We start from the raw sequence: 23123 nt of genomic DNA, 5'->3' as shown, positions 1-23123 counted from the left end.
CCGTTTTAGGATTTTGTCATGCTCTGCATAAATCTAATTTAAAAAATCACCCTAAACAAAAAAAGGAGGGAATATTGTGCTTGATGAGAAAACAATCCAAATTGTGAAATCGACTGCCCCCATTTTAAAGGATCACAGTTATCTAAATCGGTAAACATTTTTACAAATTATGATTTTCAAAAGCCCCTGAATTGCTTCATTTATTTAATTAACCCACTCAAAATCGCGGCATTCAACAGGAAGCTCTGGCATATTCCGTTTATGCCGCCGGTGAACATATTGATCATTTAGAAGCTTTAAATCCCGTCATCAAAAGAATCACTCAAAAACATCGGGCAATCGGTATTAAACCAGAACCCAGACAAGGATGCTGATTTTTATTTTTGCGGTCCGATTTCCTTTATGAAAGCTATTAACAATGCGCTGAAACAATGGGGGGTTCCGAAAAACAACATTCATTATGAAGTGTTTAACCCGATCGCTATTTTAGAAGAAGAATAAACTGACAAGCATGCAGAAAAAAACGCATAACTGGCAATGATTTGGGGATGATGGAGGTAACGTGAAAATTTTAAGAAAGGGCCTCGGAAATGAAGCTAACAAAAATTCAGCTGCCCCTTCAAACATTCAGCTTAATTGTGGGGTTTATGGTATGGGTCATGAATTCATCATTAATGACTTATATCAAACAAGATATCTCGCTTTCGTCAGGGCAATTATCATGGGTGACTGCAATTCCGGTCATATTGGGGTCCGTTCTTCGTGTTCCGATAGGTTACTGGACGAATCGGTTCGGTGCCAGGCGGATTTTTCTCATAAGCCTCTTATTTTTGATACTGCCCGTCTATTATTTAAGCCTTGCCGATTCTTTTGCCGACTTATTAATAGCCGGACTTTTTTTAGGTATCGGCGGAGCCATTTTTTCAGTCGGTGTTACTTCTTTGCCAAAGTATTACCCAAAAGATCGGCATGGATTTGTGAATGGGATATATGGAGCCGGAAATATTGGAACAGCGCTGACTTCATTTGGCGCGCCCATTCTTGCAAATCAATTTGGGTGGGAAGCTACTGTCAGACTTTTTCTCATTCCGCTTATCATATTGGCTGCTCTTAATTTCTTATTAGGAGATAAACATGAGTCGAAAGTGAAAACAGCTTTAAAGGAACAAATCATCGATGTTTATCGAGAGGAAAAGCTATGGTTTCTTAGTCTTTTTTATTTTATAACATTCGGTTCATTTGTTGCGTTTACCGTATATCTTCCTAATTTTTTAGTGACTCAATTTAGGCTTAGCGAAGTAGATGCGGGGCTGCGTACAGCGGGGTTTATCACGATTTGCACATTGTTTCGCCCTTTGGGCGGATGGCTCGGGGATAAATTTAATCCGTTTAAAGTTCTGATCATTGTATTTTCAGGTTTAACGTTTTCTGGTATACTCCTGTCTTTTTCTCCAACGATCGCATTATACACCGTGGGCGTTTTAACAGTAGCGTTGTGTTCGGGAATCGGGAATGGAACCGTGTTCAAACTGGTGCCTCTTTATTTTTCAAAACAAGGAGGCATTGTGAACGGAATTGTTGCCGCCATGGGAGGATTGGGAGGTTTTTTTCCGCCTCTTATTTTAACAATGGTCAATCAGCTGACAGGTCATTATGCGATTGGTTTCATGGCGTTATCTGAATTTGCTTTAGCAAGCTTAATTATCGTGATCTGGATGTTTTATTCGGACAAACTCAGGCTGGCGGACAACATCGTTGAAAGCACCGGCCAAGGGGTAATGGTTACGGATACTAAAGGCGTTATCCAAAAAGTAAATCCTGCATTTACTGCCGTCACAGGATTTAAAAAAGAAGAAGCTGTCGGCAAAACCCCGCGGCTCTTAAGGTCTGGAAAACATGACAACAGTTTTTACAAAGCGATGTGGGATGAACTCGAGAAAAACGGATATTGGCAGGGCGAAATTTGGAACAAGCGTAAAAACGGCGAAGAATACCGCGAATGGTTAACAATCAGTGCAGTCAATAGCGATGCCGGCGAAGTCATGTATTATGCAGCAATCTTTAGCGATGTTTCACAAAAAACGTAAAACAAGCATTGTTTTTTATAGGACTTCAATCAGACTTTACCAAAAAAGCAAAGCAATCTGAAAGGGAGTATAGCCATGAAGAAAAAAATATCCCCATTACTCAAAAAGATGACTTTTTTTGGACGTACCGCTGATTTAAACAATCATAGCACGTTATCAGCTGCAGACCGCGAGTCTGAAAAATACTACCGCAGAAGATGGCAGCATGATAAAGTGGTTCGCACCACTCATGGCGTGAATTGCACCGGTTCTTGCAGCTGGAAAGTCCATGTAAAAGACGGCATTATTACATGGGAAACACAACAAACCGACTATCCGACGACCGGTCCGAATATGCCTGAATATGAGCCGAGAGGATGTCCGCGCGGTGCAAGTTTTTCATGGTATACATACAGCCCTATACGTGTTCGTTATCCATATGTGAGAAGTGCGCTGTTAAAGGTATGGAAGGAAGCCATGCGAAAAACGAACGACCCCGTTGACGCATGGCAAATGATTTCTGAGAACCCAGACATGCAAAAGACATATAAATCAGCCCGAGGTAAAGGCGGATTTGTCAGGGCAAACTGGGACGAAGTCAACATGATGATTGCTTCTCAATTGATTTTTACTATTAAAAAATATGGTCCGGATCGTATTGTAGGTTTTTCCCCTATTCCGGCAATGTCCATGGTCAGTTATGCGGGCGGTGCCAGGTTTCTAAACTTAATCGGCGCGCCATTACTCAGCTTTTATGATTGGTATGCCGACCTTCCGCCGGCATCACCGCAGGTATGGGGCGAACAGACAGATGTTCCTGAAAGCTCTGATTGGTATAACTCCAGCTACATATTAGTATGGGGGTCTAATTTGCCGCAAACGAGAACACCTGATGCACATTTCTACGTAGAGGCCAGATATAACGGAACGAAGGTGGTTTCTATTAGTCCGGATTATGCTGAGTTTGTTAAGTTTGCCGATCATTGGTTAAACGTCAGTCCCGGCATGGATTCTGCGTTGGCGATGGCGATGACCCATGTCGTTCTCAAAGAATTTTATGTCGATCAAAAAACGCCCTATTTCGAAGATTACGTCAAGAAATATACTGATTTGCCTTTTCTCATTACATTAAAGAAGCATGGCAGCCACTACAAAACAGACCGATTTTTGCGTGCGAGCGATCTAGGAATGAATGTAAACAAGGCGGAATGGAAAACCGTCGTGTTCGACCAAAATTCTAATCAATACGCCGCACCTAATGGAACCATCGGCCATCGCTGGTCAGAAGGAGGAGAGTGGAATCTGCACTTGAAGGATACAGAAAATCAGCTAGGAGATCTTGATCCTGCCCTCTCTTTTCTAGGAATAGAAGACAAAACTTTATTGCTGCAGTTTCCTTACTTTGGCCAAGAGCAAAAGCAAATTATTGCACGGGGAGTACCTGTTAAAGAAATTGGGCAAAATGGTGAATCCGTTTATGTCACAACCGTATTTGATCTCATGCTGGCGCAAACAGGCGTGAATCGCGGTTTACCTGGCGATTATCCAAAAGATTATGATGATCCAAAACCATACACACCTGCGTGGCAAGAACAAATGACAGGTGTTGACCGCAAGCTAGTCGCTCAAATTGCAAGAGAATTCGCTCAAAATGCGGTTGATAGCAAAGGCCGGTCGATGATCATAATGGGTTCGGGCATTAATCATTGGTATCATTCTGACACCATTTACCGGGCGATTCTCAATCTGGTTTTATTAACTGGCTCACAGGGAGTAAACGGCGGTGGCTGGGCGCATTACGTCGGGCAGGAAAAAGTACGGCCCCTTGAAGGATGGCAAACGATCGCGATGGCCCGTGACTGGGGAGGTCCGCCGCGTTTACAAAATGGAACATCTTTCTTTTATTTCGTGACAGAGCAGTGGCGGTATGAAGACCAAAAATCTTCAGACTTAATTTCACCGCTGGTAGAAAAGCCTCGATATCATCACCTTGGAGATTACAATGTACTGGCCGCAAGATTAGGATGGCTGCCTTCCTATCCGCAGTTTAATAAAAATTCCATTACCTTATACGAGGAGGCGAAAGCAGCTAATCCCGATGAAGCCGTGAAGTATGTTGTTGATCAAATCAAGAATGGACAAATGAAATTTGCGATTGAAGAGCCAAGTAATCCGGTTAATTTTCCGAAAACCTTATTTGTATGGCGGGCCAATTTAATTGGAAGTTCAGCAAAAGGTCATGAATATTTCCTAAAACACCTGCTCGGTACACATTCCGGCATTCTAGGAGATCAAGATCATTCCTTAAGTACAGAAGAGGTTGATGCAAAATCGGATGCACAAGAAGGCAAGCTCGATTTATTAATTAATATGGATTTCAGGATGTCCGGTACAGGACTGTACTCAGATATTGTCTTGCCTGCTGCAACTTGGTATGAAAAGTATGATATCAGCTCGACCGATATGCACCCTTTTATTCATCCTTTCAATCCAGCGATTACACCGCCGTGGGAAAGCCGGTCTGATTGGGACACATTCAAAAAATTGGCCAAAACATTTCAAACTTTAGCGGAAAAGTATCTTCCAGAGACAATAAAAGATATTGTGGCTACGCCGCTTCTTCATGATACTTCAGATGAGACGTCGCAGGCGCTGGGATTGATTCCCGATTGGAAAAAGGATGGAAGCGAACCTGTTCCCGGAGAGAATTTCCCGCTCATTCATGTCGTAGAAAGGGAGTTTACCAAAGTATACGATAAATTCATTGCGCTGGGACCGAATATAAGAGAAAAAATCGGAGCGAAGGGACTAAGCTGGGATGCTAAAGAGGAGTATGACGAATTAAAAGATATATTAGGCACGGCAAAAAGTACAAAGGAATATAAAGATTGTCCCGACATCTCAGCAGACCGAAATGCTGCGGAGGCTATTTTAACGTTATCCAGTACAACAAACGGTTCACTTGCGATGAAAGCTTGGGATACATTGGAAAAGAAAACAGGGCAGAAATTAAAAGACCTAGCTATCGAACGGGCTGAAGAGCATATTTCCTTTGACGAAATTTCAGCTCAGCCTAGAAAGGTTTTATCATCTCCGGTTTATAGCGGGACGGAAACCGGTAATCGCCGTTACTCACCTTTTACGACAAATATAGAGCGGCTTATTCCATTTCGAACCTTAACGGGCAGGCAGCATTTTTTCCTCGACCATGAAATCATGCAGGAATTTGGGGAAGATCTGCCGACATTTAAAGCACCTTTAAGAAAAGCTGCTTTCTATGATAAGGATGGTCAGCCTGCATCAACAAAACAAGAAATAAAACTGCGCTATTTAACACCGCATTTTAAATGGTCTTACCACAGCACATATTATGACACATTGCCAATGCTTACGCTGTTCCGGGGCGGACCGCATGTATGGATGAATAATAAAGATGCGGAGACTGTGGGCATACGAGATAATGACTGGCTTGAAATGTACAACCGCAATGGGGTTGTTGTCGCAAGGGCTGTTGTCAGTCATCGATTACCGAGAGGCGTAGCTTTTATGTATCATGTGCAGGACAGAACGATTAATGTTCCGGGCTCAACAATTACAAACGATCGCGGGGGGACTTTTAATAGCCCGACAAGAATTCACGTCAAGCCGACACAAATGATTGGAGGATACGCCCAGCTTAGCTACGGATTTAATTACTATGGACCAACAGGCAACCAAAGAGATGAACAAGTCGTCATTCGTAAATTAGAACGAAACGAGGTGGATTGGCTTGAAGATTAAAGCGCAATTTGGAATGGTGATGAACCTTGATAAATGTATTGGCTGCCACACATGCAGTGTGACCTGTAATAATACATGGACGAATCGTACAGGTGCCGAGTATATGTGGTGGAACAACGTTGAAACAAAACCGGGTGTCGGATACCCGAGGGAATGGGAAAATCAAGACACCCACCGAGGAGGCTGGGCGTTAAAAAACGGGAAAATCGAACTGAAAGCCGGCGGTCGCGCCAAAAAGCTGTTCAATATCTTTTACAACCCTGATTTAACTCATATTGATGATTATTATGAGCCTTGGACCTATGATTACGAAAATTTAATAAAGAGTCCCCAGAAAAAACATCAGCCTGTGGCAAGGCCTATCTCCCAGCTTACTGGTGAATACATCGATTTAAAATGGGGGCCAAACTGGGAAGACGATCTTGCAGGTGTTTATGAAACAGGTCAAAAAGACCCGAATATGCACAATGTTGATGAACAGGTCATTCAAGAGTATGAACAAGCCTTTATGATGTATTTGCCAAGAATTTGTGAACACTGCATCAATCCGTCATGTCTTTCTTCTTGTCCATCTGGTGCCATTTACAAACGTGATGAAGACGGTATCGTTCTTGTTGATGAGGACGCATGTCGAAGCTGGCGTTTTTGCATGTCAGGCTGTCCGTATAAAAAAGTTTATTTTAACTGGAAGACGAATAAAGCTGAAAAGTGCACGTTTTGCTTTCCGCGTATTGAAAATGGTCAGCCAACGGTTTGCTCTGAGACTTGCGTCGGCCGTTTGCGCTACATCGGTATCGTTCTATATGACGCAGATAAAATAGAAGAGGCGGCATCTGTTAAAAATCCACAGGATTTATATGAATCACACTTGAATATTTTTTTAAATCCACATGATCCAGAAGTCGTAAGACAGGCAAAAAAAGATGGAATTCCGGAAGATTGGATAGAAGCAGCCCAAGCATCACCCGTATATAAGCTTGCCGTGGAACATAAGGTTGCACTTCCTTTACATCCGGAATACAGAACCTTGCCAATGGTATGGTACATTCCGCCATTAAGCCCTATCACCAACACGTTCAGCGGTCAAATTGATACATTAGACCCTGGTATCATTTTTCCGACAATCAAGCAATTTAGAATTCCAATCCAGTACCTTGCAAACCTGATGACAGCTGGTGATACAAAAGTAATTGAACGGGTGTTAAAGAAGATGGTTGCCATGAGAAGTTATATGAGAAGTGTAAACCTAAAGCAACCGTTTAATAACACCATACTCAAAGATGCCGGTTTAACAGAAGAAACAGCTGTAGAATTGTATGAATTATCCGCCATAGCTAAATATAATGATCGTTACGTCATTCCGAAAGCTCATCGGGAAGAGGCTGGGGATATGTATGCCGGCCAAGGCTCTGCGGGTTACGAGTTTATGGAAGGCTGCTCAGGCTGCAGTTTGGGCACTGAAAAATATGAAGACTTATACGCGTTCAGTGAAGAATATTGGAGTGATCTAAATGGAAAAGCAATGGATGGAAGAAGATAGACTAGTGTTTAAACTTTGTTCCTTATTCTTGAGATATCCAGATAAAGAATGGACCGAATCAGAAGAAGTGAATCAAATGGTTAATGCCATTGAGAACAAAGGAATGAATCATTGTCTCCGGCAGTTTATGACCTATGTGAATGAAAACGCTTATAAAGTATTGTGTGAGAATTATGTTCAGTGGTTTGACTTCAGTGAACCAAAAACGCTTTATTTAACTCATGGAAGGTTTGGAGAGAACAGGGAGCGCGGATTAGCTTTTGTTAAATTAAAAATGGAGTTTGCAAAAGCCGGATTCTACATTAAAAATGATGAACTGCCGGACTATTTACCGCTTATCTTAGAGTTTGCATCTATGGCTGATAAAGACTTTGTTCAAAAAGTGTTTTTCATTCACAAAAAAGCAATTGATCAATTACTGACAGAACTTGAAAAAGAGGATAATCCGTATGGCTTTTTATTAAAAGCTTGTTTAGCAGCCTTTGCAACATATTTGCCGCCTCATGAAAACGACCTGAATCATCATGCGGGTTAAATCAATTTGGAGGGATCGTTATGACAGAATTAGATTATTTCTTATGGGTGATCATCCCTTATTTATCGTTGACTATTTTTGTTGTCGGCCATATCCATCGTTATAATACAGATCAATTCGGATGGTCTGCCCAATCAAGCGAATTTATCCAAAAAGATCAATTATTGAAGTGGGGGAGTACACTGTTTCATTACGGCGTCATTTTTGTGTTTTTCGGACATGTGGCAGGGGTGCTGATACCTAAAGGATTTTATGATGTTATCGGAGTAACTGAACATATGTATCATTTTGGCGCAATATGGTTCGGAGGAGCTGCCGGAGTCATGATGGTTGTTGGAGGTGCATTGTTGACAGTGCGCCGCCTTAAAAGCAAAAGGGTAAGGAGAAACAGCTCAAAGAAAGATCTTTATGTATTGCTGTTAATCGGCGTTGTGACCGTCGTTGGATTTACCAATACTGTCGGCTTTACAGCCACAGGAGGAGAATTTGATTATCGGGCAACCATAGGTCCGTGGTTCAGAGGAATTTTAAGCTTTCAGCCCTCTCCATATTTAGTGATGAATGCACCACCGGGGTTTCAACTTCATATTTTGTCAGCGTTTGTATTATTTGCTGTTTGGCCTTATACGAGGTTAGTTCATGTATGGAGTTTGCCTTTGGAATACCTGTCACGAAAGTATATCGTTTATAGAAAAATGAATCCGAAAAAAGGGCTGAAATACATGGAACGGAAAAATGAATCATGATCATCTCAAAAAGCCACTTCGGCGTGAATCCAGAGTGGCTGAATTGAATGTAGTCCCCATCTGATATAACGGTCCCCAAAATGGTTAATGATGATCTAGCAAGTAGGATTCTTCATCCCGATTATGTATTTGAACCAGAACATATATCGCTTTAAACCGATCGATCACATCATCATTTACTCCTTGTTCATCTAGCCGTTCTTTAATCTCTTTTACAAGAATTCGAAGCAAGTCATGGTCGCGTTTAAGCATACTCAGTGTATGTGAGATATCCGGATTTTCTTCGAGCTTTCTTTTGTATAAACCCTCTTCTTCTGAGTCCGCATGTGAAATTGTACGAGTTTCCCAATGATCCAGGAGAGCACGAGCTGCAATAATGGCGTGTTTTTTATGTTTTTCACCGTATACCCGTTCTAATACTTCCATTAAATCTCTTCCTTCAGTTACGGCACCATCATGGATGGATCTATGAGCATCTAATTTATTTAAAGATGGGCCTGACATAAAGTAATCCTCCTTTTCAAATTTCAAGATGTTTTTGCAGCATTTCATATTCAGTATGAACAGATATTATAATTTTCAAACAAGTTTTGCATGTTTATCTCACAGCAGGATATCAATTTAAAACGATTGATAGATACTGAAGGGAAGAAGAGACAAGACAAGAAAACAAATGAAGGATCGTTGTACTTACTGTATGCCAGCAAAAATCTCTGGAGATGACCTTTTATGAACTACTAACTGATGAAGAAATCGAAAAGCCTGTTCTAGTTAGGTTTCGTTTAACAGACGCAAATAACTATTGAGAAGCCTACAGTCCAAGGGTAAAAGGATTGTTTATATAGTGTTTTAGAATATGATTTTGGGATACTTGTTGAAACGAATCCTAAAATGAAAAAATCATGGAAAGAACTTTTCACTTAAACTGGAACAATTAAACACGACTGATATCAGTCGTTAAATGGTCCAAAACCATCGGCACCAAAAAACGCAATCGATAGCCCAATAAACAGCGGTATGGAGGTCTAACCCTTTATTTTCCTCGGACATGAACACACAAGAGGTTAACCTGATTTTGCTGGTCAACCTCATCATACGATTTTATTTTACAAACTCTTAACAAAATCCATCAGGCATACCGTTTTTTCAGTTTTGGTGCCATGTTGATTTATGAATAAAACATGACCCTTCCATAAATATCCTATACAGATTGTTATGATTATGCTATAGTGCTAGATAAAGTCACATTATGTATTATTATGGATAATTTGTCGATTAGATTGGAGGGAGCTAATGAACAGTCTTGCCTTTTTATTTCCTGGACAAGGTTCCCAATTTATAGGGATGGGTAAAAGTTTTTGGAATGATTTTGCGCTTGCGAAAAGATTATTTGAAGAGGCAAGCGATGCCATCTCCATGGATGTCAAAAAACTGTGCTTTGACGCAGATATGAACGAATTGACAAGGACAATGAATGCACAGCCTGCCATTTTAACGGTTAGTGTCATTGCCTATCAAGTGTATATGCAGGAAATAGGGGTTAAACCGCACTTTCTGGCAGGTCATAGCTTGGGAGAATATTCAGCGCTTGTTTGTGCAGGCGCCCTTTCTTTTCAGGATGCCGTTAAGCTTGTCAGGCAACGAGGGGTTCTCATGCAAGATGCAGATCCCCAGCAGCTGGGAACGATGGCCGCCATCACTCAGATCCATATCCAACCATTGCAAGAGCTGTGTGCGGGAATTTCGACGGCAGACCGCCCGGTAGGCGTGGCTTGCATGAATTCGGATCAACAGCATGTCATCTCCGGACATCGGCAAGCTGTGGAATTTGTCATTAAGAAAGCGGAGGAACTGGGGGCTAAGCACACTTATTTGAACGTCAGCGCTCCTTTTCATAGTTCGATGATGCGATCAGCGGCCGAACAATTCCAGGCTGCATTAAATCAGTATACCTTCCAGGATGCTGCATGGCCGATCATTTCGAATGTCACAGCGGTTCCGTACCATAATGGACATTTGGTCAGGGAACATTTGCGTCAGCACATGACGATGCCGGTAAGATGGGCAGAATCGATGCATTACTTGCTTTTGCACGGAGTCACGGAAGTCATCGAAATGGGTCCCAAGAACGTCTTGGTCAGTCTATTGAAAAAAACAACGAGTCATATCGCAGCTTACTCTTTAGGTCAAACAACTGACCTTCATTTACTGTCCAATTCGGTGGAAAGAAATAAAAATGTTGTCCATTTACGCAAGAAACAACTGCATAAAATGATGATTCAATCCATCATTGCGCGAAATTATAACAAAAATGCATCAGCTTATTCCAATCTGGCGACACCATTATTTGCGCAATTACAACCGCTCAAAGAAAAAATGGAAAGAAATGAAAATGAACTTTCAGAAGAAGAACTCGAGCATTCGCTCCATTTATGTCAATTAATTTTCGAGGCTAAACAGCTTCCGACTTGGGAACAATTGCGGATCTTAAAATAAAGCTGCCCTGGAGGGGATCTGACCTATGTTTACCAATCAATTTCAAACTTTAGTCGATGTCATTCGGGAAAGAAGCAATCAAACGGATCACGGGATCCGTTTTATCGAATCCGATAAAACCGAGAAGTTTATATCTTATCGCCAATTGTTTGAAGAGGCGCAAGGATTTCTCGGTTACTTACAACATATCGGCATTCAACCGAAGCAAGAAGTTGTGTTTCAAATCCAAGAAAACAAATCATTTGTCGTCGCTTTTTGGGCTTGTTTATTAGGAGGAATGATCCCGGTACCGGTCAGTATCGGAGAAGATGATGACCATAAGCTAAAGGTATGGCGCATTTGGAATATATTAAACAATCCGTTTCTGATTGCCTCTGAAAAGGCATTGGAAAAAATAAAAAAGTACGCTGCAGAACACGATATGCAGGATTTCCATCATCAATTAAGCGAGAAATCCGACATCATTCAAGATCGAATCTACAATCAGCCCGCTTCATTATATGAACCAGGTGCGGATGAACTGGCCTTTATTCAATTTTCTTCCGGATCGACAGGGAACCCGAAAGGGGTTATGTTAACCCATCATAACTTAATCCATAATACGCGCGCCATTCGGAGTGCTCTGGCTCTTGACTCGAAAGATGCTTTTTTATCTTGGATGCCTTTAACCCATGATATGGGGCTCATTGCTTTCCACCTTGCTCCCATCTTGGTTGGAATCAATCAAAATTTAATGCCGACAGAATTATTTATCCGCAGACCCATTCTTTGGATGAAAAAGGCCCATGAACATAAAGCCAGCATTCTATCATCTCCTAATTTTGGATATAATTACTTCCTTAAATTTCTGAAAGACAAAAGTTTCGACTGGGATTTATCCCATATCAGGGTTATCGCAAACGGCGCAGAACCTATATTGCCAGAGCTATGTGACGAATTTTTGAGTAGATGCGCAGTGTTCAATATGAAAAGATCTGCCATTTTGAATGTTTACGGTTTAGCGGAAGCTTCGGTTGGCGCAGCGTGCTCTAAAATTGGAGAAGAATTTGTCCCTGTGTATTTGCATCGCGATCATTTAAATCTGGGTGAAAGAGCAGTTGAAGTAAGCAAAGAGGATCAAAATTGCGCTTCTTTTGTCGAAGTGGGACAGCCTATTGATTACTGTCAAATTCGAATCTGCGATGAAGCAAACGAAAGATTGGAAGACGGATTTATCGGGCATATCCAGATCAAGGGGGAAAATGTGACCCAAGGGTATTATAATAACCCCGAAAGTACGAACAGAGCGCTGACTCCCGATGGATGGATGAAAACGGGAGACCTTGGTTTCATTAGAGAAGGTAACTTAGTCGTAACTGGAAGGGAAAAAGACATTATTTTTGTGAACGGAAAAAATGTGTATCCTCATGATATTGAACGAGTCGCCATGGAAATGGAGGGGGTTGATTTAGGAAGAGTTGCAGCCTGCGGTATATATGATCAAGAGACACGAAGCAGTGAAATCGTACTCTTTGTCGTTTTCAAAAAATCCCCGGATCAGTTTGCACCACTTGTCAAAGACATTAAAAAGCATTTGTACCAACGAGGTGGATGGAGCATTAAAGAAGTACTTCCGATCCGAAAGCTGCCAAAAACGACAAGCGGAAAGGTTAAGCGATATGAATTGGCTGAGCAGTATGAGTCAGGGACATTTTCGATAGAGTCAGCCAAAATCAAGGAATGTCTGGAGAGCAATCCGAAGGAACCGGTTCAGACTCCCATTCATGAGATAGAAACGGAATTGCTGTCTATCTTTTCCGAAGTGCTGGCCGGGAAAAAGATTCACCTAAACGATCGTTATTTTGACATAGGCGCAACTTCAATACAGTTATCACAAATTGCCGAACGCATAGAACAAAGATTTGGTCGCGAGCTTGCGGTTGACGATCTCTTTACATATCCTTCTATCGCAGATTTAGCGGCATTTCTTGCTGAAAGCCATGCTGAAATCAAGCAAGCCGATACAGAGAAGCCAAGCCATTTTTCGTCGAAAGACATCGCCATTATCGGGATGTCGCTCAATGTTCCAGGAGCAGCGGATAAGAGTGATTTTTGGCGCCTGCTTGAAAGAGGAGAGCATGGCATTCGACAATTTCCTGCACCAAGAGTCAAAGATGCGATGGATTATTTACGGTCCATTCGAAGCGATTTCAATGAAAGTCAGTTTATTAAGGGCGGCTATTTAGATGAAATCGACCGATTTGATTATTCGTTCTTTGGTTTAGCTCCCAAAACCGCACAGTTCATGGACCCCAATCAAAGGCTGTTTTTGCAATCCGCATGGCATGCGATTGAAGATGCAGGCTATGCCGGCGACACCATTAGCGGGCGTCAGGTCGGGGTTTATGCAGGATACTCGAAGGTGGGCTACGATTACGAACGTCTTCTCTCTGCGAATTATCCGGAGGAACTTCATCATTATATTGCGGGCAATCTTCCTTCCGTGTTAGCGAGTCGAATCGCTTACTTTTTAAATTTAAAAGGACCGGCGGTCACCGTGGATACGGCTTGCTCTTCATCGCTTGTGGCTGTTCATATGGCATGCAAATCCTTGCTTACAGGCGATTGTGAAATGGCGCTCGCCGGAGGTATTCGAACATCGCTATTGCCGCTGCGTATCGGACTCGATATGGAATCTTCAGATGGGTTCACCAAAACGTTCAGCGAAGATTCGGACGGCACAGGCGCTGGCGAAGGCGTGGCGGCAGTTCTGTTGAAACCTTTGCAGGCTGCGATTCGCGACGGAGATCATATTTATGGCGTGATCAAGGGAAGCGCGATGAATCAAGACGGGACAACCGTTGGAATCACCGCACCGAATCCGGTAGCTCAGACCGAGGTCATTGAGACGGCCTGGAAAGACGCGGGCATTGCTCCTGAATCGCTGTCTTTCATCGAAGCGCATGGCACCGGTACCAAGCTAGGTGATCCGGTTGAATTTAACGGGCTTTGTAAAGCGTTTGAGAAGTATACGGAAAAGAAACAATTTTGTTCGATTGGCTCCGTTAAAGCGAACATCGGACATTTGTTTGAAGCGGCAGGCATCGTTGGACTGATAAAATCTGTCCTCATGTTGAATCACAAAAAAATCCCGCCATTAGCGCACTTTAATAAACCGAATCCGTTAATGCATTTTCAATCTTCCCCATTTTATGTGAATCAAGAAGTTATGGATTTCACAGCTGATGACCGACCCATGCGATGTGGAATCAGCTCGTTCGGTTTTAGCGGGACGAATGCGCATATGGTTCTGGAAGAACATACTCCTGAAGGTGAGTATGCACCGGCGGCAGGGAACGAGCCGTACCTATTTGTTTTATCCGCCCATACTGAAACCGCGCTCTACGAACTGGCTCATCGGTATCGGCAATATGTCTCTGATGACAATCAAGCTTCACTGAAGTCCATTTGCTATACGGCCAGTACAGGAAGGGCTCATTTAGATCATTGTATAGCCATGATTGTATCCAGTAAGCAAGAATTAATGGATAAGCTGGCCTGCTTGATTCAAGGCGAAAAAGCTCTTCACCAAGTATACTTTGGTGACAAGAACATGAAGGAAATACTGCCTGCCGACAAAGACCATCTGAATAAACAAGTCTCTCATCTGATGCAGCATCGTCCCTACACAAAGGATGAACGAATCAAATGGTTGAATCGTGTCGCTGAATTATTTGTGCAAAGAGCCGTGATTGATTGGCGCGCGTTATATTCCAATGAAGTTGTACAAAAAACTCCATTGCCATTGTATCCGTTTGAACGGAATCGATGTTGGGTTGAAGCTGACCATTTGCACGCTAAGGAAAGCAAAGAGGGAGGGGAAGCAGCATTGGATATGAATCATACGAAGGCGCACATTGAATCCTTCTTGAAGACTGTGATTAGCAATGTTTCGGGAATCAAAGCAGATGAGATCGATTTGAATGCCCATTTTATCGGGTTCGGAATGGATTCCATCATGCTGGCCCAGGTCAAAAAAGCCATCGCAGATGAATTTGATGTGGACATCCCCATGGAACGATTTTTTGATACGATGAACAACATTCAAAGTGTCGTAGATTACTTGGCAGACGCTGCTCCATCGACTGCATCCACTCCGCCTCAAGAGAATGTTACGACGCAAGAAGAGCTTGTTACATCAGAAGCACAGCCCGAATCGGAAGATCATCAAGAGCATATGTTGGAGAAAATTATTGCTTCTCAAAATCAATTAATCGAGCACACCTTACAAGCTCAATTGAACAGCTTTAATTCGTTGAGAAACAACCGTCATCATTCTGCAGTGGAAGAATACGCTATGCAGCAAGAAAAATTGATCCCTTCTTCCAAACAGGGGCCTCCGTCTGTCTCTGCAGAAAAGAAATTGACTCAAGAAGCGAAGCCTTATATTCCTTTTCAGTCTCAACGCTTGCATGAGCAGGGCAACTATACTGCACAGCAAAAACAATATTTAGAAGCTTTTATCGAGAAGTACGTAGACAAAACGAAAGGTTCCAAGCAATACACGGACGAAACCCGATTTGCTCATGCAAATAACCGCAACTTGTCCAGCTTCCGTTCATATTGGAAAGAAATGGTGTATCCGATCGTCGCCGAACGTTCGAACGGTTCCAGAATGTGGGATGTTGATGGAAACGAATATATCGATATCACCATGGGCTTCGGGGTCAACCTTTTTGGACATCATCCGTCCTTTATTACGCAAGTCCTCCTTGATTCAACGCATTCGGCATTGCCGCCGCTTGGTCCGATGTCGAATGTCGCCGGAGAAGTTGCAGAGCGAATCCGTTCATGCACAGGGGTAGAAAGGGTCGCTTTCTATAATTCCGGAACAGAGGCGGTCATGGTTGCCCTCCGTTTGGCGAGGGCGGCAACAGGCAGAAAGAAAGTTGTAGTGTTCTCGGGGTCTTATCACGGTACGTTTGACGGCGTATTAGGGGCAGCCAATACGAAAGGCGGGGCTGAGCCTGCCAATCCGCTGGCTCCGGGCATACTGCAAAACTTTATGAATGATTTGATTATTTTACATTACAATCATCCGGATTCGTTGGACGTTATTCGCAGCCTTGGAAATGAATTGGCAGCGGTATTGGTGGAACCGGTGCAAAGCCGCAGGCCGGATTTGCAACCGGAATCATTTTTGAAAGAACTGCGAGCGATCACGCAACAATCCGGGACAGCCCTGATTATGGATGAAATTATTACGGGCTTTCGGATCGGACTCGGCGGCGCGCAGGAATGGTTCGGCACTCAAGCCGATTTGGTAACCTACGGGAAAATCATCGGCGGCGGGCAACCGTTAGGTATTGTTGCCGGAAAAGCTGAGTTCATGAATGCGATCGATGGCGGAGTCTGGCAGTATGGAGACGACTCCTATCCAACGGACGAGGCGAAACGCACGTTTGTGGCCGGCACTTTCAATACTCATCCGCTTACCATGAGAATGTCATTAGCTGTGCTTCGGCACCTTCAATCCGAAGGAGAACATCTGTATGAGCGGTTAAATCAAAAGACAACCTACTTGGTCGATCAATTGAATCGCTATTTTGAGCAATCGCAAGTGCCGATTCGGATGGTTCAATTCGGCTCCTTATTCCGATTTGTCTCATCGGTTGATAATGATTTGTTCTTTTATCATCTCAATTATAAAGGGGTCTATGTTTGGGAAGGACGCAACTGCTTCCTGTCTACGGCTCATACCTCGGATGATATTGCTTATATCATTCAAGCCGTTCAAGAAACGGTGAAAGATCTTCGCAGAGGCGGATTTATTCCGGAAGGTCCGGATTCCCCTGATGACGGGGGACATAAAGAACCCGAAACGTATGAGCTTTCTCCTGAACAAAAACAATTGGTTATGGTATCCCATTATGGGAATGAAGCTTCTGCGGCTTTGAACCAATCCATTATGCTAAAAGTGAAGGGAGCAGTCCAGCATACGCTGTTAAAACAAGCGGTGCAGCATATTGTCAACCGCCATGACGCTTTACGTACGGTCATTCATGTCGATGACGAAGTTCAGCAAGTGCAGGCACAGATGAATGTGGACATTCCTTTCATCGATTTTACCGGTCACCCGGATGAGCTTCGGGAAGCGGAAATTCAGAAATGGCTGACAGAAGACGCCAAGCGGCCGTTTCATTTTCACGAACAGAAGCCCTTGTTTAGAGTTCATGTGCTTAAATCGAACCAAGACGAACATCTGATTGTGCTTACATTCCATCATATCATCACCGATGGTTGGTCGATCGCTGTTTTTGTACAAGAGCTGGAGAGCACTTACACCGCAGTTGCACAAGGAAAACCGCTTCCGTCGGATGAGGTTACTCCGTTTCGCCAATATTTAGACTGGCAGCAAGCGCAGATAAAGAACGGTCATTATTCAGAAAGTGTTCGCTATTGGCTGCAGCACCTCTCTGAACCAATACCGCAGGCATTCTTGCCCAGCATGGCTTCTTCCAGTTATCCGCATGGTTATGAGGGGGACCGGTATACAGTTACACTGGGCCGGCCATTAAGCGAGGCTTTAAAGTCATTAAGCATTCGGATGAAAAACAGCGTATTTGTAACGATGCTGGGCGCATTTCATCTGTTTCTGCATCAGCTTACCAAGCAGTCCGGTCTTGTAGTCGGGATTCCAACCGCAGGTCAATCGCATATGAAACACGATGTGCTGATTGGAAATTGCGTCAATATGGTTCCGGTGAAGAACACAGCTTCTTCAGAAAGCACCTTATCCGGTTACCTGGGCCGTATGAAGGAAACCATGAATCAAGTCATGCGGCATCAAGCCGTTCCGATGACACTGGTGGCCAGACAGCTTCCGCACGATCAAGTGCCGGATATGCGGATTATTTTTAATTTGGACAGACCTTTTCGAAAACTGCATCTCGGAAAGGTCGAGGCTGACCTTATGGCGTACCCTATAAAATGCACTTCATACGATTTATTTCTTAACGTAACGGACTCGGGTCAAGAATATGTTCTTGATTTCGATTTTAATACGAACGTCATCAGTCCGGAGATCATGGAAAAGTGGGGAGCGGGCTTTGCGAAATTGCTGCAAAAAATGGTTGAGGGGGACTCTGTCCCTCTCGATTCTTTGACGATGTTTTCCGATGAAGATCAACAAGCTTTGCATGAGCTGTATGCCGATCATCAGCTGCGAGTCTCTTCAACATTAAGCAATACGGCGGATCGTGCTGCCGTCTACGAAGAGCCGGAAAATGAAACGGAACGACAGCTGGCACAGATCTGGGAGGAACTTTTAGGCCTTGAGCGGGTGGGCAGATCGGATCACTTCCTGGCTCTGGGAGGAAACTCGCTAAAAGCGACGCTTATGCTTTCCAAAGTTCAGAAAACATTGAATCAAAAAGTTTCCATAGGACAATTTTTCAACCATCAGACCGTTAAGGAGTTGGCGCGTTTCATCCGGAGTGAAAAGAAAGTCATATCGCCCCCGATGAAGGCTGTTGAGCAGAAAGCCTTTTACCGGACATCGCCAGCGCAACAAAGAGTATATTTCCTGCATCAAATGGAACCGAATCAAGTGTCGCAAAATATGTTTGGCCAAATATCGATTAGGGGGCAGTACGATGAGCAAGCCTTGATCGCATCCCTACAACAAGTCATGCAGCGGCATGAAGCTTTTCGCACTTCTTTTCACATCATAGATGGCGAAATTGTGCAGCAGATTGCAAACGGGCTTGATTATAACGTTCGTGTCCGTTCGATGGATCGGAACGAATTTGAAGCCTATGCAGATCAGTTTGTAAAACCTTTCCGCCTTGAACGAGCTCCTTTGGTTCGCGCGGAGCTGATCAAGATCGATAGCGAGCAGGCGGAGCTGCTCATCGATATGCATCATATCATTTCGGACGGTTATTCCGCCAACATACTTACAAATGAATTATTCGCTTTATATCATGGTAAGCCATTGCCGGAAATTGAATTTGAATATAAAGATTTCGTAGAATGGCAAAACGAGTGGTTGAATGGAGGGACCATGGAGCAGCAGGAGAAATACTGGCTGGAGCAATTCAAGGAAGAAGTCCCCATCACCCAACTGCCGACAGACGGTTCAAGCGTGATGGAATGGTCTTCTGAAGGGCAGCGTGTGACATGCTCCTTGCAGTCAAGTTTAATCCGTTCGCTTCAAGAAATGTCGCAAAAGGCGGGCACGACTCTGTATATGGTGCTTTTGGCTGCATACAAAGTGCTGCTTCACAAATATACGGGCCAAGAAGATATCGTCGTAGGCACGCCTGTTTCCGGAAGAAATCATCCGAATATTGAAAGCATGATCGGTCTTTTCATTCAAACCATTGGGATTCGTACCAAACCACACGCTAATAAAAGGTTTACGGATTACTTGGAAGAAGTCAAGCGGCAGACGCTTGACGCTTTCGAAAACCAGGACTATCCATTTGACTGGTTGGTGGAGAAATTAAATGTACACCGGGAAACAACAGGAAAGTCGCTGTTTAACACGATGTTTGTGTTTCAAAATATTGAATTTCATGAAATCCGGCAAAACGGATGTACGTTTAGGGTGAAAGAACGAAATCCCGGAGTCTCTTTATATGATTTGATGCTAACGATCGAAGATGCCGGGCAACAGTTGGAGATGCATTTCGATTTTAATCCAAAGCTGTTTGAACAAGAAACCATTGAACAGATAGCAGGGCACTATACCCGCATTTTGGATAGCCTTGTCAAGGAGCCGGAGAAATCCTTGTCTTCCGTTCCTATGCTATCTGATACCGAACGGCATCAACTTCTGATGGAGTTTAATGACACGAAGACGCCGTTTCCGCACGATGAAACAGTCTGTCAATGGTTTGAAAAGCAAGCCAAACAGCGGCCTGATCATGAAGCCGTTATATTTGGCAATGAGCGGTACACGTACAGGCAGCTCAATGAACGGGCAAACCAATTGGCGCGAACATTAAGAACGAAGGGCGTACAAGCGGATCAGTTCGTTGCCATCATCTGCCCGCATCGAATCGAGCTGATTGTTGGAATTTTGGCTGTTCTAAAAGCCGGCGGCGCATACGTGCCCATTGATCCGGAGTATCCGGAGGATCGGATACAATATATGCTGAAAGATTCAGAGGCGGAGATTGTTTTGACACAGCTCCATCTGCATAAACAATTAACGCCTGACGGTGACATTGTGCTTTTGGATGAGGAAAGCTCTTATCATGAGGATCGCTCGAATCTTGAATCGATCAGCGATGCGCATGATTTGGCCTACATGATCTATACGTCGGGTTCCACGGGGAATCCGAAAGGCGTACTCATTGAGCACCAAGGATTAGCCAATTATATTTGGTGGGCGAAAGAGGTTTATGTGAAGGGCGAGAAAACCAACTTCCCCTTGTATTCGTCCGTCTCTTTCGATTTAACGGTGACTTCGATTTTCACACCGTTGGTCACGGGAAATACTGTCATTGTCTATGATGGAGATGACAAAAGCGCGGTGCTTTCAACGATTATGCAGGACCCAAGAATAGATATGATCAAACTGACCCCGGCTCATTTGCATGTACTCAAAGAAATGAATATAGCCGATGGAACGACAATTCGGAAAATGATCGTGGGCGGAGAAAATTTAAGCACCCGGCTGGCCCAAAGTGTCAGCGAGCAGTTTAAAGGCCAACTGGACATATTCAATGAATACGGACCGACGGAAACGGTCGTCGGTTGTATGATTTATCGATACGACGCTAAACGGGATAGCCGAGAATTCGTACCAATAGGCACTGCGGCCGCCAATACGAATATTTATGTGGCGGATGCCAGCAGGAACCTGGTGCCGATCGGGGTACCTGGTGAAATGTATATCAGTGGAGCCGGTGTGGCCAGAGGATATTGGAAGCGCCCGGATTTAACAGCAGAGAAGTTCGTTGATAACCCGTTTGCCCCGGGAACGAAGATGTACAAGACAGGCGACTTGGCTAAACGCTTGCGGGATGGAAATCTTGTCTATTTGGGCCGAATCGATGAACAAGTCAAAATCAGAGGACATCGAATCGAACTTGGTGAAATCGAAGCTGCGATGCATAAAGTGGAAGCGGTGCAAAAGGCCGCAGTTGTAGCCAGAGAAGAAGAGGACGGCTTAACACAATTGTGTGCGTATTATGTGAGCGATCAACCTATAACAATTGCGCAGCTTAGAGAACAATTGTCACTGGAGCTGCCAGACTACATGGTTCCATCCTATTTTGTCCAACTGGAGCATATGCCGTTAACGTCCAACGGGAAAATAAATCGTAAAGCACTGCCTGCGCCAGAGACAAGTTTGCAACAGATAGCCGAGTATGTCCCGCCAGGCAATGAGGTTGAATCCAGGCTAACAGCCATATGGCAAGAGTTGCTCGGCATAAGCCATGTGGGGATCAAGCATAATTTTTTTGACCTTGGAGGAAATTCCATTCGAGCGACGGCCTTAGCTGCCAGAATCCACAAAGAGCTGGATGTGAATCTGTCTCTCAAAGAAATATTTAAGTTTCCTACCATTGAACAGCTGGCAAACATGGTGTTACGCATGGAAAAACATCGATATGCACCGATTCCGGCTGCAAAGGAAATGTCCTATTATCCAGTTTCTTCGGCTCAGAGACGGATGTATCTGTTAAGCCATGCAGAAGGCGGCGAGCTGACTTACAATATGACGGGTGCCATGAGTGTAGAAGGGGCCGTTGATCTGGTCCGATTAAACACTGCTTTCCAAAAATTAATTGAGCGTCATGAAGCTTTGCGGACCAGCTTTGAACTATACGGCGGCGAACCGGCACAACGTATTCATCCGAGCGTCGAATTTTCAATAGAACGGATTCAAGCGAGTGAAGAAGAAGTGGAAGATCGTGTGCTTGATTTTATCAAAGCGTTTGATTTAACCAAGCCGCCGTTGATGCGAGTCGGACTGATTGAAATTGAACCTGTAAAACATGTGCTGCTGGTCGATATGCATCACATCATTTCCGATGGCGTGTCTATGAACATTCTGATGAAAGATTTAAGTCGATTCTATGAGGGGAACGAACCGGAGCCGCTGTCCATTCAATATAAAGATTTTGCGGTTTGGCAGCAAACGGAAGTTCAGAGACGGAACATCAAGAACCAGGAAGCGTATTGGCTGAATCAGTTTCATGATGACATTCCTGCACTTGATATGCCTACGGATTACGAAAGACCTTCTATACGCAATTACGAAGGCGAATCGTTTGAATTTCTTATACCGACACAATTGAAACAGCGCTTAAGTCAGATGGAAGAAAGTACAGGAGCAACACTGTATATGATTTTATTGGCAGCCTATACGATTCTTCTATCTAAATACAGCGGACAAGAGGATATTGTCGTAGGGACGCCAACCGCCGGACGAGCTCATATGGATGTAGAGCCTGTTGTGGGAATGTTCGTTAATACTTTAGTCATTCGCAATCACCCGGCAGGCCGTAAAACATTCGATGCTTACTTAAACGAAGTAAAGGAAAACATGCTAAATGCTTATCAAAATCAAGACTATCCATTGGAAGAATTGATCCAACATTTACATCTTCCAAAAGATTCAAGCCGCAATTCTTTGTTCGATACGATGTTTGTGCTGCAAAATCTCGATCAAGCTGAATTAAAACTGGATTCCCTTCGATTCACGCCATATAAGCTCCATCATCCGGTTGCCAAATTCGATCTGACCTTGTCGATCCAGGCGGATCAAGACAAACATCACGGTCTGTTCGAATACTCGAAGAAACTATTTAAGAAAAGCAGAATCGAGGCTTTATCAAACGATTATTTACACATTTTATCCGTGATTAGTCAACATCCAACCATTCAAATCGAACATATCGAATTGAGCGGCAGCAATGCGGAAGAAGACAACACGATCCATTCTATTGAATTGAACTTTTAGG

At 43.6% G+C, this 23123-nt stretch carries 8 protein-coding genes; 7 read left to right on the top strand and 1 reads right to left on the bottom strand.

All coding sequences use genetic code 11. The features are described 5' to 3' along the window. Nucleotides 1-590 precede the first annotated feature (590 nt). The 5 genes from BTA30_RS09315 to narI all read left to right on the top strand — a co-directional run bounded on the left by BTA30_RS09315 (nt 591) and on the right by narI (nt 8667). Nucleotides 591-2087, top strand: coding sequence for a nitrate/nitrite transporter (locus BTA30_RS09315; protein WP_076760985.1), 1497 nt, complete (start codon nt 591-593; stop codon nt 2085-2087). Between the two features lie 75 nt (nt 2088-2162). Continuing rightward, entirely contained in the window at nt 2163-5846 is a 3684-nt protein-coding gene (locus BTA30_RS09310) for a nitrate reductase subunit alpha (RefSeq protein ID WP_076760984.1), read from the top strand. Continuing rightward, nucleotides 5836-7386: a nitrate reductase subunit beta gene (narH, locus tag BTA30_RS09305; protein WP_076760983.1), complete on the top strand. Its 1551-nt coding sequence runs from the start codon at nt 5836-5838 to the stop codon at nt 7384-7386. The genes BTA30_RS09310 and narH overlap by 11 nt, the downstream gene beginning before the upstream one ends. After that, entirely contained in the window at nt 7358-7921 is a 564-nt protein-coding gene (narJ, locus tag BTA30_RS09300) for a nitrate reductase molybdenum cofactor assembly chaperone (protein WP_083696954.1), read from the top strand. Before narH ends, narJ begins: the two co-directional genes overlap by 29 nt. Before the next feature lie 20 nt (nt 7922-7941). Further along, complete coding sequence (gene narI / locus BTA30_RS09295; protein ID WP_076760982.1) at nt 7942-8667, top strand: respiratory nitrate reductase subunit gamma; 726 nt, start codon at nt 7942-7944, stop codon at nt 8665-8667. An 84-nt stretch (nt 8668-8751) separates the two neighbouring features. Here the strand turns inward: narI and BTA30_RS09290 are convergent, their stop codons facing one another. After that, complete coding sequence (locus tag BTA30_RS09290) at nt 8752-9171, bottom strand: hemerythrin domain-containing protein (protein WP_076760981.1); 420 nt, start codon at nt 9169-9171, stop codon at nt 8752-8754. Between the two features lie 789 nt (nt 9172-9960). Between BTA30_RS09290 and fabD the strand changes: the two genes are divergently transcribed. Both fabD and BTA30_RS09280 read left to right on the top strand, forming a co-directional pair. Further along, nucleotides 9961-11163, top strand: coding sequence for an ACP S-malonyltransferase (gene fabD / locus BTA30_RS09285; protein ID WP_076760980.1), 1203 nt, complete (start codon nt 9961-9963; stop codon nt 11161-11163). A gap of 25 nt (nt 11164-11188) precedes the next feature. Next, on the top strand, nt 11189-23122 hold the full coding sequence (locus tag BTA30_RS09280; RefSeq protein ID WP_076760979.1) for a non-ribosomal peptide synthetase/type I polyketide synthase: 11934 nt from the start codon (nt 11189-11191) through the stop codon (nt 23120-23122). Nucleotide 23123: the final 1 nt, after the last annotated feature.

Origin of the sequence: Bacillus swezeyi (genome assembly GCF_001969815.1) — a bacterium.
Taxonomy (GTDB): domain Bacteria; phylum Bacillota; class Bacilli; order Bacillales; family Bacillaceae; genus Bacillus; species Bacillus swezeyi.
The sequence above is the reverse complement of the archived record's forward strand: the minus strand, read 5'-3'. Positions and strand labels throughout refer to the sequence as shown.